This window comes from Shewanella psychrotolerans, assembly GCF_019457595.1.
In the GTDB taxonomy this organism is placed as follows: domain Bacteria; phylum Pseudomonadota; class Gammaproteobacteria; order Enterobacterales; family Shewanellaceae; genus Shewanella; species Shewanella psychrotolerans.
The window spans coordinates 4,192,292-4,206,823 of the sequence record NZ_CP080419.1 but is presented as its reverse complement, the minus strand read 5'-3'; the positions used below and the strand labels follow the sequence as shown (position 1 = coordinate 4,206,823).

The following is a 14,532-nucleotide window of genomic DNA, read 5'->3' as shown; positions in this document are numbered from 1 at the left end:
ATTCATTGTACCTGATATTTGTAGGTCATCAGAACTCTTTAGCCTGTTGTTTGAGGGTTTGAATCACATCGCTGAGATTCTCTTGCCATGGTTTAGCGGCTCTGATTGCGTGAGATAGTTGGCAGTCTAATGCACTAAAATGAGGACGTTGGGCTGCTGCTGGGTATTTTTGACTATGGACAGGAACGATTGTGACAGGATGGGTAATTAGTCCTTGGGTTCTTCCAAGCAACTCAATTTGCCTGGCAAATTCAAACCAAGAGGTAATACCGCTATCGCTCCAATGATAGATCGGTGAGAGGGTCTCTTGCGCTGCAAGTTGCCAAATAAAATGCGCCAACTCTATGGCTGAGGTTGGGCTACCGAATTGGTCGTCGATTACGTTCAGCTGTTGCTGCTGCATCATCAGTTTGAGCATGGTTTTGACAAAGTTATTACCAAAGGGAGAGTAAAGCCAAGAGCTGCGAACCACGGTGCTATTACTTGGATGATATTCAAATAATGCTTGTTCGCCTGCGAGTTTAGAGTGGCCATAAACATTAATCGGTTTTGGTATATCGCTGACGTTATAAGGTCGAGTTTGCTTGCCGTCGAACAGATAATCACTTGAGATATGGATAAGTTTGATCCGCCGTTTTTCACAGTTCATGGCAAGGTGCTTAACCGCGCGATGATTGAGATCAAAGGCTGCGGATATTTGCGATTCTGCGGCATCGACGGCGGTGTAGCCGCTGGCGTTAATCAGCAGGTCAAACGGCTGTTTTTGTAATAGATCGTCAATTTTACGGGCCGACCTGATATCGAGTTGGTTTCGGCCGCAGAACTTTGCTGCTACATCCATTGGAATAGTGGTGCGCAATGCTTGTGCAAGTTGACCATTATGTCCAACTACCAATGTTCTTAATTTGGGGGGGGTAGCTTGTATGCTCATTAGTTTTGTCTATGTTGAGCAGGACGTTGCTCAAAGGCAAGTTGCGATACCTGTTGGCACCAATCCATATTGTTTACGTACCAAAGGATGGTTTTATTTAGGCCCGTTTCGAAACTCTCTTGTGGTTTCCAACCTAGGGTATTTGCGATTTTATTCGCGTCGATGGCATAGCGGCTATCATGTCCAAGGCGGTCATCGACAAACGTGATAAGTGCGTTAAAATCTTCTATTCCAACGGGTTTAGTTTCTACAATCTGATTCAGCTGGTGACAAATAGCCCGTACAACCTCTAGGTTGGTTTTTTCATTCCAACCACCGATGTTATAGCTCTCGCCCGTTTTGCCTTCAAAGGCAACTTTACAAAGTGCGGCAGCATGGTCATCGACATTGAGCCAATCACGGATCTGTTGGCCGTTTCCGTAGATGGGGATTGGTTTTCCTTGTAATGCATTTAGTATCGTCACAGGGATAAGCTTTTCCGGATATTGGTAAGCACCATAGTTGTTAGAGCAGTTTGATAGCACCACAGGCAGACCGTAAGTTCTATGCCAGGCTCTGACTAAATGATCTGCTGCCGCTTTACTGGCTGAATAGGGCGAACTTGGAGCGTAAGGTGTTTGCTCTTCAAATAAGCCTTCTTCGCCTAAGTCACCAAACACTTCATCGGTAGAAACATGGTGAAAACGAAATAGTTTTGCCATCTTGTTATCTAGGCTATCTCGATATCTGCGACACTGTTCCAGCAGCACGAAGGTACCCATAATATTGGTGTCGATAAAGGTTTTAGGCCCAGAGATAGAGCGATCTACGTGGGTTTCTGCGGCGAGATGGATCACTAAGGAGATGTTATGCTGTTGCAAGGCGCACTGAACCTTTTGTGCGTCATTGATGTCGCCCTGAATGAAATGATATCTCGGGTTGTTCTCTATCGGTATTAGCGATAGTAGATTGCCAGCATAAGTGAGTTTGTCGTAGTTAACAATCTTGTGATCTGTGTGTTCGATAAGATAACGTATTAACGCCGAACCGATAAATCCAGCGCCACCAGTGACGAGAATCGATCTAATTTGCATCACAGTTCCCCTGTTTGGTTACCGATGAGATAGCCGAAGGCTTATCAAATAACGCTGCCTCACTAAAGGCGTTAGCATTGGCATCTTTGTTTGAGATGATCAGCGCTTGCTCTGGGATGATCGGCCATGAGATGGCTAAGGTTGCATCGTTCCACTTGATGCTGTGTTCATCGGTCGGTGCATAGTAGTCTGTGCATTGGTAGAGACATTCAGCCAGATCGGATACTACATAAAAACCATGTGCAAATCCTGCAGGAACCCACATTTGACGACGGTTTTCTGCTGAAAGGTATTGCCCCGCCCATTGGCCAAATGTCGGACTGTCACATCGTAAATCGACACATACATCGAATATCTCACCTGAGATAACTCGGACTAACTTTCCCTGGGGCTGTTGTAATTGATAATGTAGGCCGCGCAGGGTGCCTTTGCATGACTTGCTTTGGTTTTCCTGAACAAAATCGACATCGGCAATATGTTGTTTAAACCAGGCCTCACGGAAGGTTTCGAAGAAATAGCCTCGCTCATCACCGAACACCTGAGGTTCGAGTAATTTTACATCGGGAAGTTGAGTATTTAGGATCTTCATTATTTGTCGTAGCTATTTATCATGCAAATTTGACCCTAAAAAGAGCCTAAACATGGAACCTAGATACATTCTACATTAAACTCGTTGCGGATCCTTCATCACCATTAACCCTGTGACCCTAAATCTTATGAGCTTAAATTTGCAGTCTGCTAATTCTTTGTGTTTGTTGCGTTTATCCGCAATTGGTGATGTTTGCCATGCAGTGGCTATGGTACAAGCGATACAGCGGCAATATCCACAGCTTAAGATCACTTGGGTGATTGGCAAGGTGGAGTATCAGTTGCTTAAGCATCTTCCGGGGATAGAATTTGTGATCTTCGATAAGTCCCAAGGCTGGCGCAGCTACTTCAACCTGCGCAGCGCCCTTAAAGGACGTTGTTTCGATCTGCTGCTGCATATGCAGGTGGCACTCAGGGCGACACTCGCCTCATTAGCCATCCCAGCTAAGATACGTGTGGGCTTCGACCGCGCTCGCGCCAAAGAGGGGCAGTGGCTGGTAACGAATCACAGAGTTGACCCCTTGGCGACTCCCCATGTGCTTGAGGGGTTCATGGGGTTTGCCAAGGCCGTGGGTGTGACAGATCTTCAGCCCAAGTGGGATATTCCCGTCCCCGCCGCCGATACCGAGTTTGCCAGAGGCTTGATCCCTGATGGCGACAAAACCTTAGTGATCTGCGCGGCAGCGAGTAAGGCCGAGCGTAACTGGTTACCAGAGCGTTACGCCCAGGTGGCTGACCATGCCTTGGCTCAGGGGTATCGCGTCATATTATGCGGTGGCCCTGTCCCGATAGAGCGGCAGCTTGCCGAGGCCATCCTCATACACGGTGATGCCCGCATAGAGAATCAGGTGGGTAAAACTACCTTGACGCAACTGCTGGCGCTGCTCAAACGGGCAAGTATAGTGCTTGCGCCAGATACAGGGCCTGCGCACATGGCTGTGACGCAAGGCACGCCGGTTATCGGTCTCTATGCCCACTCTAATCCTGGGCGGACAGGCCCATATACCTGTTTGGATAGTGTGGTCAGTGTCTATGATGAGGCGATTGCCCAGCAAAAAAGCGGCGGTGTGCCTTGGGGGACGCGTGCCAAGGGTGAACATTTGATGGCATTGATTCAGGTTGCGCCTGTGATTGAGCGATTTAATCTGCTCTCGCAACGATTAAGCCGCTAATGGTAAACTAGGCCATATACGCAGCTTGCTCAAGGAAGACGATGCAAGCTATTAACCTAATTTCATTCGGTTGCTTAATGCGTTAAGCAATAGGGATATATTTGATGTCGGTGACGCCAAAGTTTCTGTTTGTCCCAGTTTCTTCTGAAGAGGGGATTGGTGAGTATATGCGATCGTTGATAGTTGCCGATGCTGTTAAGGAGCGTTGGCCCAACGCCTTGGTTCAATTTGTGTTGAGTCGTCACGCTCCTTACGCTAGCACCTGTCCCTATCCCGCTGCATTACTCGATGATACGCCAACTAAAAACACAAAAGCGGTTAATGATTTTGTTTCATATTTTCAACCCGACTTTGTGATTTTCGATGCTTCGGGTAGACGTTCTCAGCTGGTTCATGCGAATGAATTAGGGGCGAAAGTGATCTTTCTGAGTCAGCACAAGCGTAAGCGCAGCCGCGGGATGAAAATATTAAGGGCGCGAGTCACCGATAGTCATTGGGTTGTGCAACCTGAGTTTGTCATTGGTTCGATTAACTGGATAGATAAGTTAAAGCTACGTTTTATCGGCAAGCCTGAACCCACAATCACTGGGCCAATCTTTGTTTCTCCCAATAGCGTTAAGCAGACACAGTTGCTGGCGGCGCACGATTTGAAGCATGGAGAGTTTTTTCTGTTTAATGCCGGCTCGGGGGGGCACAAAAATAGTGGTGGGTATGTTGTCGAAGAGTTTGCTAATGCGGCAAGTGCCCTTTTTAAGGCGACCCAAATTCCCTGCGTGATGATTTATGGCCCTAATTATCCAAGTGAAATGCCCGAGTACGAAGGGGTTATAGCAATAAAAGAGTTAGTCCATAGTGATTTTATCGACTTGCTGGATGCTTCTAAATTAGCGGTATTAAGTGGTGGTGATACTTTGTTGCAAGCAATCGCTCTTAAGAGGCCAACCCTATCGGTTGCGGTGTCTAAAGATCAATACCATCGACTAGGTGTATGTGAGAAAAATGGTTTGACAGTATGCAGTGATAATAATGCTGCGGCAATCACTCGCGGGGTTTTAGCTTTACTCGATACGCAGCGCTTGTCTTTGCTCGAAGCTGCATTAACTGAATGCTCTTGTGTTAATGGTTTAGATATCGGCATGAATATTATTAGTGAACTATTTGAAAGTAAGTTTGGAGTGCGGCAATGAGAATAGCTATAGCAATTGATAGCTTGGCTGGTGGTGGCGCTGAGAAGGTTATGTTGACTCTCGCGAAAGAGTTTACTGCATTGGGCCATGATTCTCATTTTTTAAGTGATGTCAATCGTTTTTGGAATTTGGCTACAGCAGTCACCAAGCTATCTCATAAGATCAAAGAGATAGAGTCGAAAATTGGCAGGTTTGATCTATTTTCATCCAATTTAGACAAGGCCAATTGTCTTATGGCTAAAACCGGTGGCGCACCGATTGTCCTCATGGCCTGAGTGAGACTTTGAGGTGAATTAGCTAAGTTTTTGGTTCTGCGACGAGATCCGTAAGCAGTCAGCCGATAAAGTCGATCAACTCTTGATTGCACCACCCTCAATGGCCAACGCAGGTATTTTAGCGAAAGTATCAGTGTCGCGAATTGCCCAAGAGTATTTGGCTTTAGTTAAATAATTATTGAAGAGTTTTTGTGGGGAGAATTGTCGTGAATAGAGCCAACAAGCGTTATCTATTTTATATAGCGCAAAATTATTCATATGCCATGTTGAGGCCGCTGCAACAGGTTATTCTGGCTAGAGGCGATGAAGTTAGCTGGTTCCTTGAGGGGAAAGAGGTCGATGGGGCATTTTTAAAGCCTAGTGAGACTCAGCTACTTTCAATTGGCGATGTAAAGGCTTGGCAACCCGATGCAGTCTTTGTTCCTGGGAATGTGGTTCCCAGCTTTATTCCTGGTGTTAAAGTCGGTGTATTTCATGGTTTTAATGCTGGAAAAATGAATCGCAAAGGACGTGAAGATCACTTTGAGATTAGAGATTGTTTTGATCTGTATTGCACTCAAGGCCCTGCGACGACCTTACCCTTTATTCGCTTAGCTAAAAAATTTGGTACCTTTAAGGTGGCAGAGACTGGATGGCCAACATTGGATCCCATGTTTACTGATAATGTTGATAATCCCTACAAGCGTGATGGTGATAACCGTCCGACTGTTCTATTTTGCTCCACATTTTCTCGCAGTCTATCTTGTGCTCCGGTGGTCTTTGAGCAGATTAAAGCTATGTCTCAGCAAGGAAATTGGCGCTGGTTAGTGCAGTTTCATCCTAAAATGAGTACAGAGATCGTCGAGCGTTATAAATCGCTGCAAAACGAGAATTTAACCTTTGTCGAGACCGATAATGTACTGCCACTGCTGCAAGCTGCAGATGTGATGCTGTGTGATACTTCATCGATATTGATTATGTTTTTGCTACAGAGAAAGCCTGTGGTGACGTTCAATAATCATACCCATAGAACCCATTTGGTAAACGTCGAACTGCTGGAAGATATTCAACCAGCCTTAGAGAAGGTGCTGACACGTCCGCCAGAACTGATGGCCGAAATTGAGCAATATTGCGATGAGATCCACCCTTACAGAGATGGCCATTCTAGTGAGCGTGTGCTTGCTGCTACCGATAAGCTGATTGAGAATGGTATTGCCGATCTAAAACCTAAACCACTGAATTTAATACGTCATTTAAAAATGCGCCGGAAGCTGGGGTATTGGAAATGGTAACCAGCATGAAACAGCTAAGCCTTGATAGCGGTAAGGTATTAGCCTTTGAAAATACTTACTACAGTTTGTTTTTATACCTGCTTAATGATGATTCTTGGGCACAGAAGGACTTTTTATTTCGGTGATCGTATTTCTTACGAAACGCCTGAATGGCTCAAGTGATATGCGAATGTTCTTGATGAAAGCTATCGTTATATGCCTAGATCTATGCCAAAATTTAAAAAATTCAACCAACTATATTGTTGTAAAATATCAGCAGAAACAGTTACCTAATTGGTTTGGGACTGGTGTGAAAAATGTAAGAGAAATAAATAACTGAGGAGCGGGGAGGACAGTTCGCTCTTGTTTCCCGAGTGAGTGATCACTAAGTCATCATTTAACGCCTTGGCCGCCTCGCTGAGACTGTCTTGCATCGCTTTGCTGTTATCCATTGCAGCATGATCTTGCTGCGGGATAAGCGCCCGCTATCTTGATTATTTCGACTGTCATAGAGCCAAATATCTACCTCTAGATTCGGGTTCTGCCACTTGAGGGCCGCTAAAAAGACTTTAAGATACAAAAAGTTGCCCTGTACAAGTGGCGAAATAAACAATCCCATTCCTAGCAGAATGCATTTCTGTTGGGTAATCAGAGACATTATTTTTGGGCTGTAACCTTATTTGTACTGAGCGGAATTATACCACCACAAGTCAAAATCTAAGGTGAGAACAGCGAATTTTACTGGTGACTCTCTAAATAGTTGATGATCCTATCTGATGCGCAGCCATCCGTTGGACCTACGTGATCACGCGTATACTGATGCCTTTGCGCTGCATATTGTTGTGGGGTCGCCAATTGTTCTACGACAGCTTGCTTCAGGGCTGAATAACTTTGGATATGAGCGCCGATATTATGATAGAGAACATTGTCTTTGCCGAATCGCTTATTAAAACGATATTTAAAAATGCCGCGATAATTCCATTTCAATTTAAAAAAGTTGCATACGATCACTGGTCTGTCGAGGGCTGCAAACTCAAATAGAGTGCTTGAGGCCTCGCTGATCAATAGATCTGCATTTTTCATGAAAGGCAAAAGCGAAAGTTCTTCACTACCTGCAACATAGACATTTTCATACTTGGCCCAACAGGCAAGTTTTTCTCTTTGCTTGTTATATTGTGGGCGTGTCAGGCTGATGGCGTGAGCTTTGATTAGTATGTTGTATTTGGAAAAGTCTTGGGGCCAATCATCTGGGAAGCATTCTAAAGAGCTCGGGTTGAAGGTTGGTGCGTATAGTAATGTTGGTTTGCTTGGATCTAGCCCCAGCTTTGTTAAGTTCAAACCCGGCTCTTGCCCTTTGAAAAGAGGATCTAGCTTGGAAAAACCGACTTGTACGAAGGTGTCATTGGGGTAGAGTTGTTTGATCTTCTCCAGCCGTAGACTGCCTTCGATAAACCTTACTGTCATCGGGGTACATGACTTATGATAATAACTAGGTTTAGGTCCTATGCCATGTCCCAGTTGGGCTGTTTTTGAATTAGAATCAAGCTCGTCCAAATAATCAAATTTTTTGCCAAAAAAGATCCACTCAGGTTTATTCGTCCTATAGATATGGCAGGCTTCTTCATCGTTTTGTGCCCATAAGCACTCGACGTTGAGACTAGCCAATATGGGGTTATAGATGTCCGGGTTGTTTTTGTTAGCATAGCCTATGACCTGTACCTTATGTCCGCGTTCCTTAAGTCGGTTGATGATAGGCGCATATTGCGGCAGGTAGTATATGTTGATCAGATCAAAAGCAATTAACATAAAGCTCTCTTTAGTTGGGGGGTGTTTCTAACGGGCATGCGGATTATAAAGCAGGTTAAAACGGCTCCGCAAATGATAATGGCTGGCGCAGCAGGATACTTTGATGTCTCTGTTAGGCCATTTGCTTATGGAGTTGACCCTAACTCTGAATGTTTACCATATGCTGGCACATGAAACCGATGAAGCCATTTCGTTAACAATAGAACCAATGGACGCTTTTCGGAGAATGGCGTAAAATATTAAGTTAAATTTTTTAGAGCTTATATTTATGCCTCTTGCGACATTACGAAAGTTTGGTTATCCGGCCAGCCTGATAAAAACCTATCGGCATTGGCATTTATTATTGAGGCCAGCGCAACCGACACTAGGTTCCATGGTGTTGATATGCAAAGAAAATGCACATCATTATTCAGAAATTTCAGCCGCCGCCGCAGATGAACAGAAATGGATTATTTCTGATATAGAAAAAGTTCTGTCGCAGAGATTTGAATACAGTAAGATTAATTATTTAATGTTGATGATGGTTGATCCTGCTGTGCACTTCCACGTTATCCCTCGTTATGAATTTTCCGTAGAGTTTTGCGGAAAAGAGTTTGCTGATAGTCAGTGGCCTCTGCCACCGAGCTTAGGGGATGATCTATCTCTGTCACCTCTTTATTATGATGAGTTGTTAAAAACTTTAAAAAGTGATTTTTGTGATCTAGGCGCAAAGGCGGAGGATGGCGTATCCGGTAAGCCTTATCGACGTATGTATACCTCAGGCTGTTTTGATATTTTCCATCAAGGTCATTTGAATATTCTTAAGCACAGTAAGGCATTGTGCGATTATCTAATTGTCGGAGTGTCAACTGACGAGCTTATTATTAAATCTAAAGGGCGACCACCAATGATTCCCTTTGAGGAGAGAATCTCGATTTTGGAGTCTAATCGTTATGTTGATGAAGTTATCCCTCAGATCGATAAAAATAAGCAGGAGATTGTTGATCGTTACCGTATAGATGCTATTTCTGTTGGCTCTGACTGGAAAGGAAAGTATCCAAAGGTGAGTTGTGAGATGGTCTACTTCGATTATACGCCAAACGTTAGTTCGACGATCTTGAAGCAGAAGTTGAATTTAACTTCAAAATCTTGAAAGTAGTCGAGAATGCTAGGCACCAGTGAAAACTGGGGCCTTTTTGTAGTCCGTTTAGTCATAAATAACGAATTGATTTACAATGAAGTGTTGTTAATTCAACCTGATAAGGTATAGGCGTATGACCTGTTCAATTGTTCTACAATTCTTCAGATATCCTGCAGCCCTAAGACTAACTAGATTTGCTTGGGGATAATCTCAGGTAGGTTCCCCAATGTGAGCGTTTATGAGACATATCCCAATATCGTGTTGGTAGTTCAGGGAGAAATTGTTATGTGTAGAGACGACTACAGGATGATGCTGCTTTTATCTCAATAAGTGAATTGCGATTGATTTCCTAGACACCTTTTAGTAGTAGCTGTTTTTTGAGTTGGTATAAGACTGATCATATTCAAGAAGAAATCGCTAATTTTGTCGTCAAGAATGATTAATTATTCATCCAATCATATGAAAACAGATCCGGTGTAGGGTAATAATTGATAATCGCCCTCTTGGTATGCGCCTTGTTCAGCCGCTGCCAATCATACCATTGGCGAATCACTTGCTGGGTATTCTCTCATTAGGTTTTTTACACTAACTTTGAGGCAAATTGTAATTTTTTGAGGATTTGTCGCCAATAAACAATTCGACGTCAGTGGTTCAATACCTAGGGGAAACTCGTTAAACTATGCGCCATTAGGCCCTCAGATTAGGTTTTTGAAAGATGCACACCAAAGCGATTTATCCAGGCACATTTGATCCTGTGACTAACGGTCATACCGACCTTATCGAGCGCGCGGCGAAATTGTTTAAGCAGGTGGTGATCGGCATTGCGGCCAATCCTTCTAAACAGCCCAAATTTAGCTTGGACGAAAGGGTTAAACTGGTCAAAAGGGTGACTGAGCATCTGGACAACGTTGAAGTTGTGGGATTTAGTGGCCTGCTGGTGGATTTTGCTAAGGAGCAGAATGCCAGCGTGTTAGTGCGTGGCCTGCGGGCAGTATCTGATTTTGAGTATGAGTTTCAGCTTGCCAATATGAACAGGCGCCTGAGCGCCGATCTGGAGAGCGTGTTTTTAACCCCAGCCGAAGAGAATTCGTTTATCTCTTCTACCTTGGTGAAAGAGGTGGCATTACATGGTGGTGATGTCAGTCAGTTTGTGCATGAAGAAGTAGCCAAGGCGCTGAAAAAAAAGGATTAACTTGCCCGTTATGATGGAAAAAGTTCGCGCTTATGTTGTTGGAGGCGTAGCGGCCTTAGGCCTGTTGCTCTCTTCCTTAGCCAATTCGGCCCCTTGGGTCGATGTTTCCGATATCTATCTTAGAGCCGATATTCAGGCGCTCGCCGATGCGGGGGTGATCACGGTTCCTGTTAACACCTATCCCTTGATGTGGTCGGGTATTGGTAGCGATCTGAGTAAGGTGGAGCCCTCTGTGCTTTCGCCAGGTCTTGCCACTGCCTTTGCCAGGGTGAACTTCTATTACCGCAATGCCGTCGAGAATCGTGGTAATGCCCGTATTAAGCTTGCTGGCGGCAGCGATCCCGCTCGTTTTCAACACTTTGGCTCTGATTATCGAGAGAAAACAGATCTGCAGGCCTCCTATGAATATTTAGGGGATAGATTTGCCTTTAAGCTGGCCGCCTCGGCGCACTATGATCCTTTCGATGAGAAAGAGGTGCGTCTGGATGATTCCTATGTTGCAGTTGCCTTGGGTAACTGGATGGTAACCGCCGGTGCGATAGAGCAATGGTGGGGGCCTGGGTTTGATTCCGCTTTGCATCGTTCAAATAACGCAAGACCTAGACCCTCTGTTATGCTGAGCCGCAATAACCCTAAAGCATTTGAGACGCCTTGGCTCTCCTGGATAGGCCCTTGGACATTAACAGCAGGGGTTTCCATATTAGAAGAGGAGCGTGCGGTTCCTGATACCTTGCTTTGGAATTTCCGTGGGACATTGCGCCCTATACAACAATTAGAGATAGGTTTCTCTTGGTCGACTCAATTTTGTGGCGAAGGGCAAGAATGCAGCTTCGAGAGTGTATTGAAGTCGATTACGGGTCAACGTGATTGTCGTAATGCGGGTGAGGCGGGATGTACTAACTATGGTAATCAGGTCGCTGGCTATGATATTCGCTACAGCGATACTTGGTTTAATGTCCCCATTGGGCTTTATTATGAGCAGACATGTGAAGATGCCAAAAGTGCTGCTCCATGGGATATTGTGGATTGCGGCCATTTTGGTGGTGTAGATACGCGCTTTAATTTTGATAGCTCACAGTACAAGTTATTCTTCGAATATACAGATACCATGGTGGCCTGCGGTTTAGATCTAAATAGTTTCAATTGTATGTATGAGCATAGCGATTATAAAAGTGGTTCACGCTACTATAGCCGTTCTTATGGCAGTACCTATGACAGTGATGCCAATGTTTATGTCTTAGGGCTTATCGGCCAGTTTGCTAACAGCCAAGGCTTCACCTCTTTACTGCGTTTTGCACAGTTAAATAAGGATGGTAAGACGGTTAACAATAGTTGGGCACCTCAACCGCGTAAAGAAGATCTCTTGATGCTGGAGTTTAGCTATCGTCTTCCTATCTGGAAAGGGATGATGAGCTTGGGAGGCACTGTTTCTCAGTCAGAATTTGAGGCCGACGAGTCGGATACTAATGCCACTCTATTCGGTAGTTATGAGTATCGTTTCTAAACCTGTTTGAGAGAACAAAAAGGCTGACAGGGTGTCAGCCTTTTTTACTGCCTGATTTACCTAGTGGGACAAAAGAACGCTACCTAGGCTGGCATAGGCCACAGAAGACCGTTGCGCGCTGGCCGAGTTTGATTTCGCTCAGCTGGTTGCCACATTGGGTGCAGGTTTCGCCGCCCCGGCCATAGACATGCAGTTTCTGGGCGAAATAACCGGGCTTACCCTCAGCATTGGTAAAGTCTTTGAGTGTGGTGCCCCCCTGTTTAATCGCCTGAGCTAAGATCTGTTTCACCTCGGCGACCAGCACAATGAGCCGCTCTATATCAATCCTGCCAGCCTCTGTTTGCGGGTGAATACCGGCGGCAAACAGGGCCTCGTTGGCGTAGATATTCCCAACACCCACCACGATATGATTGTCCATTAGGCAGAGTTTGATCGCCTTCTTTTTGCTTTTTAGGGCGTTAGCCAGGTAGTCGACATTGAAACCCGACTGCAGGGGCTCAGGCCCCAGCTTAGCCAACAAGGGGTGAGCGGCTTCCGGTAGCTCGCACCATAGCCAGGCGCCGAAACGTCTGGGGTCGTTAAATCTGAGCACCTTACCGCTGGCAAGCTCGAGATCGATATGGTCATGCTTCTCCACAGGCGTCGACTTAGGCAATATGCGCAGGCTGCCCGACATGCCCAAATGAACTATGGTGGTGCCGGCATCGGTATCCAGCAGTAGGTATTTGGCGCGGCGGCGTATGCCTCTGATGGTCTGCCCGACTATCTGCTGGGCGATCTCTGGGACTGGCCAGCGTAAGGATGCGTTGCGCACGGTTAAGCCTGTCACCCGTTGATCGATAAGATGAGGCGTGATCCCTTGGCGGGTCACTTCAACTTCTGGTAATTCTGGCATGCTGTTCTCTATTGACTGTTTGCGTTGATCACGGGCTCCAGTGTACTGCGTAAACTGGGCGGGATTTGATACCAGTTACCGGCTGGAGACTTGAGTAATCCATGTTCTGGATAGATTAACCACAATTGCGGCGTTGCGATATCTTCTACTTGGATCACTAGCTCATGTGCCTTTGACTCCGGAGTGATCAGTTTTTTGATGGGAGAGACTAGTATGTTGCTCCAAGCTTCGGCCCAGACATCACAATTGAGAATGCTGGGTTCACACTGCCAAGAAAAGCCGCCCTGACTTAGCCACAAATCATCATATTGCAGCTGATACAAGGGCGCGGCTTTATCAAATAGCGGTTTTGCATCATCGGGTAGTGAGGGAGTTTCTCGGTCTAAAAAGGTGAGGATCGCAACCATGGCAACGGAGGCGAAAATGATGATGTTATTCCACTTTTTACGAGATAATGCCATCGCTGATTTAGCTCAATTGATATCGATAATGATAATGAGTTTATCACCGAAAAAGCGTGAGGGCATTATCCACCTGTTGCATTCATAAATCGTAAAATTTGTACCTCATCCTCATTGCCAAACACATGCTCTTTCGGTTTTAGTTTTATCGCATCGAGTATCGCGTGTTTTAACCGTTCGATATCACCCGGTGCTTCACGTACGACAGCTTTTAGATCGACCGAATGCTCATTGCCTAAACACAATAGTAAGCGGCCTTCGACCGTGACTCGGACACGATTACATTCATGGCAAAAGTTATTGCTATGGGGAGAGATAAAGCCCACGTGTATGTTACTGCCTGGCATGGTGTAGTAGCGGGCGGGGCCGCCTGTACGCTTATTTGATAGGTGCAAAGGATATCTTTGCTTGATAATGGCTTTTACTTCATCGCTGCTGCAATGACGACTCTTTTTACGTTCATCAATGACTCCAAGAGGCATCTCTTCGATGAAGGCGATATCGAGCTCACGCTTGCGACAAAACTCAATGAGATCCAGTACTTCATCGTCATTCTGGCCGCGTAAGATAACCGCATTGATTTTAATGCGCTCAAATCCAGCGGCTTTTGCTGCGTCGATACCCTCGATCACTCTTTCCAATTTGCCGTTACGGGTCAGTTGAGTGAAGAGTTCAGGTTTTAAGGTATCGAGGCTAATGTTGAGTCGGCGCAATCCTGATTGGCGCATCTTATCGGCAAACTTTGTCAGCCTTGAGCCATTAGTTGTCATCGACAACTCCTGTAAACCAGGAAGTGCACCAAGCAGCTGAACGAGCTGATCACAGTCGGTTCTGACTAATGGTTCGCCACCCGTTAGCCTTATTTTTTTCACCCCTAGTTCGGTAAACGCTTGGCCTATCCAAGCGAGCTCTTCGAGGCTGAGTACCTGCTCTCTATCGAGAAAACAGGGATCTTCGCTCATGCAGTAAACACAGCGAAAATCACACCTATCGGTAACAGATAGGCGTAAATATTCGACGGTGCGGCCAAAGGTATCAACAATCAAACTCATACAAGATCACCTAATGCGGCCAGCTC

The 14,532-nt window shown here is 45.5% G+C and carries 14 protein-coding genes; 7 read left to right on the top strand and 7 right to left on the bottom strand.

All coding sequences use genetic code 11. From position 1 onward, the window contains the following. Positions 1–28: 28 nt before the first annotated feature. Genes rfbD through rfbC form a run of 3 tightly spaced genes read right to left on the bottom strand, consistent with a single transcriptional unit; the run spans position 29 to position 2,593 of the window. Positions 29–931 (bottom strand): dTDP-4-dehydrorhamnose reductase, encoded by a 903-nt coding sequence (gene rfbD, locus K0I62_RS18440; protein ID WP_220069468.1) that lies wholly within the window; start codon positions 929–931, stop codon positions 29–31. Beyond that, a complete protein-coding gene (gene rfbB, locus K0I62_RS18435) occupies positions 931–2,004 on the bottom strand; it encodes a dTDP-glucose 4,6-dehydratase (RefSeq protein ID WP_220069467.1) in 1,074 nt (357 codons plus the stop codon). Before rfbB ends, rfbD begins: the two co-directional genes overlap by 1 nt. Continuing rightward, positions 1,994–2,593 (bottom strand): dTDP-4-dehydrorhamnose 3,5-epimerase, encoded by a 600-nt coding sequence (rfbC, locus tag K0I62_RS18430; protein ID WP_220069466.1) that lies wholly within the window; start codon positions 2,591–2,593, stop codon positions 1,994–1,996. Before rfbC ends, rfbB begins: the two co-directional genes overlap by 11 nt. 127 nt (positions 2,594–2,720) lie before the next feature. Here rfbC and K0I62_RS18425 point away from each other — a divergent pair, with 127 nt between their 5' ends. The 4 genes from K0I62_RS18425 to K0I62_RS18410 all read left to right on the top strand — a co-directional run bounded on the left by K0I62_RS18425 (position 2,721) and on the right by K0I62_RS18410 (position 6,497). Beyond that, a complete protein-coding gene (locus tag K0I62_RS18425) occupies positions 2,721–3,764 on the top strand; it encodes a glycosyltransferase family 9 protein (RefSeq protein ID WP_220069465.1) in 1,044 nt (347 codons plus the stop codon). Positions 3,765–3,868: 104 nt separating this feature from the next. Next, positions 3,869–4,951: a hypothetical protein gene (locus tag K0I62_RS18420; protein WP_220069464.1), complete on the top strand. Its 1,083-nt coding sequence runs from the start codon at positions 3,869–3,871 to the stop codon at positions 4,949–4,951. Beyond that, complete coding sequence (locus K0I62_RS18415; RefSeq protein ID WP_220069463.1) at positions 4,948–5,226, top strand: glycosyltransferase family protein; 279 nt, start codon at positions 4,948–4,950, stop codon at positions 5,224–5,226. The genes K0I62_RS18420 and K0I62_RS18415 overlap by 4 nt, the downstream gene beginning before the upstream one ends. A gap of 263 nt (positions 5,227–5,489) precedes the next feature. Next, positions 5,490–6,497, top strand: coding sequence for a CDP-glycerol glycerophosphotransferase family protein (locus tag K0I62_RS18410; protein WP_220071457.1), 1,008 nt, complete (start codon positions 5,490–5,492; stop codon positions 6,495–6,497). 717 nt (positions 6,498–7,214) lie between these two features. Here the strand turns inward: K0I62_RS18410 and K0I62_RS18405 are convergent. Beyond that, the gene (locus K0I62_RS18405; RefSeq protein WP_220069462.1) at positions 7,215–8,282 is read right to left on the bottom strand and encodes a CDP-glycerol glycerophosphotransferase family protein; all 1,068 of its coding nucleotides are present in this window, start codon (positions 8,280–8,282) and stop codon (positions 7,215–7,217) included. 268 nt (positions 8,283–8,550) lie between these two features. Between K0I62_RS18405 and K0I62_RS19310 the strand changes: the two genes are divergently transcribed. The 3 genes from K0I62_RS19310 to K0I62_RS18390 all read left to right on the top strand — a co-directional run bounded on the left by K0I62_RS19310 (position 8,551) and on the right by K0I62_RS18390 (position 12,098). Next, complete coding sequence (locus K0I62_RS19310; protein ID WP_258405045.1) at positions 8,551–9,414, top strand: adenylyltransferase/cytidyltransferase family protein; 864 nt, start codon at positions 8,551–8,553, stop codon at positions 9,412–9,414. A gap of 703 nt (positions 9,415–10,117) precedes the next feature. Next, positions 10,118–10,594 carry a pantetheine-phosphate adenylyltransferase gene (gene coaD / locus K0I62_RS18395; RefSeq protein WP_220069461.1) on the top strand — a complete coding sequence of 159 codons (477 nt, stop codon included), beginning with the start codon at positions 10,118–10,120 and terminating at the stop codon, positions 10,592–10,594. Positions 10,595–10,604: 10 nt separating this feature from the next. Then, positions 10,605–12,098 (top strand): capsule assembly Wzi family protein, encoded by a 1,494-nt coding sequence (locus K0I62_RS18390; RefSeq protein ID WP_220069460.1) that lies wholly within the window; start codon positions 10,605–10,607, stop codon positions 12,096–12,098. Positions 12,099–12,177: 79 nt separating this feature from the next. Here the strand turns inward: K0I62_RS18390 and mutM are convergent, their stop codons facing one another. The 3 genes from mutM to moaA all read right to left on the bottom strand — a co-directional run bounded on the left by mutM (position 12,178) and on the right by moaA (position 14,506). After that, positions 12,178–12,993, bottom strand: a complete 816-nt coding sequence (gene mutM / locus K0I62_RS18385; RefSeq protein ID WP_220069459.1) for a bifunctional DNA-formamidopyrimidine glycosylase/DNA-(apurinic or apyrimidinic site) lyase — start codon at positions 12,991–12,993, stop codon at positions 12,178–12,180. Positions 12,994–13,001: 8 nt separating this feature from the next. Next, a complete protein-coding gene (locus K0I62_RS18380; RefSeq protein WP_220069458.1) occupies positions 13,002–13,454 on the bottom strand; it encodes a hypothetical protein in 453 nt (150 codons plus the stop codon). Between the two features lie 65 nt (positions 13,455–13,519). After that, on the bottom strand, positions 13,520–14,506 hold the full coding sequence (gene moaA / locus K0I62_RS18375) for a GTP 3',8-cyclase MoaA (protein WP_220069457.1): 987 nt from the start codon (positions 14,504–14,506) through the stop codon (positions 13,520–13,522). Between the last annotated feature and the right edge of the window lie 26 nt (positions 14,507–14,532).

Excerpts from the sequence above, each read along its gene's own strand:
- K0I62_RS18420 (WP_220069464.1), top strand. The coding sequence starts at position 3,869 with ATGTCGGTGACGCCAAAGTTTCTGTTTGTCCCAGTTTCTTCTGAAGAG.
- K0I62_RS18415 (WP_220069463.1), top strand. The coding sequence starts at position 4,948 with ATGAGAATAGCTATAGCAATTGATAGCTTGGCTGGTGGTGGCGCTGAG.
- rfbD (WP_220069468.1), bottom strand. The coding sequence starts at position 931 with ATGAGCATACAAGCTACCCCCCCCAAATTAAGAACATTGGTAGTTGGA.
- K0I62_RS19310 (WP_258405045.1), top strand. The coding sequence starts at position 8,551 with ATGCCTCTTGCGACATTACGAAAGTTTGGTTATCCGGCCAGCCTGATA.
- rfbC (WP_220069466.1), bottom strand. The coding sequence starts at position 2,593 with ATGAAGATCCTAAATACTCAACTTCCCGATGTAAAATTACTCGAACCT.
- K0I62_RS18410 (WP_220071457.1), top strand. The coding sequence starts at position 5,490 with ATGTTGAGGCCGCTGCAACAGGTTATTCTGGCTAGAGGCGATGAAGTT.
- K0I62_RS18380 (WP_220069458.1), bottom strand. The coding sequence starts at position 13,454 with ATGGCATTATCTCGTAAAAAGTGGAATAACATCATCATTTTCGCCTCC.
- coaD (WP_220069461.1), top strand. The coding sequence starts at position 10,118 with ATGCACACCAAAGCGATTTATCCAGGCACATTTGATCCTGTGACTAAC.
- K0I62_RS18425 (WP_220069465.1), top strand. The coding sequence starts at position 2,721 with ATGAGCTTAAATTTGCAGTCTGCTAATTCTTTGTGTTTGTTGCGTTTA.
- mutM (WP_220069459.1), bottom strand. The coding sequence starts at position 12,993 with ATGCCAGAATTACCAGAAGTTGAAGTGACCCGCCAAGGGATCACGCCT.
- K0I62_RS18390 (WP_220069460.1), top strand. The coding sequence starts at position 10,605 with ATGATGGAAAAAGTTCGCGCTTATGTTGTTGGAGGCGTAGCGGCCTTA.
- rfbB (WP_220069467.1), bottom strand. The coding sequence starts at position 2,004 with ATGCAAATTAGATCGATTCTCGTCACTGGTGGCGCTGGATTTATCGGT.
- moaA (WP_220069457.1), bottom strand. The coding sequence starts at position 14,506 with ATGAGTTTGATTGTTGATACCTTTGGCCGCACCGTCGAATATTTACGC.
- K0I62_RS18405 (WP_220069462.1), bottom strand. The coding sequence starts at position 8,282 with ATGTTAATTGCTTTTGATCTGATCAACATATACTACCTGCCGCAATAT.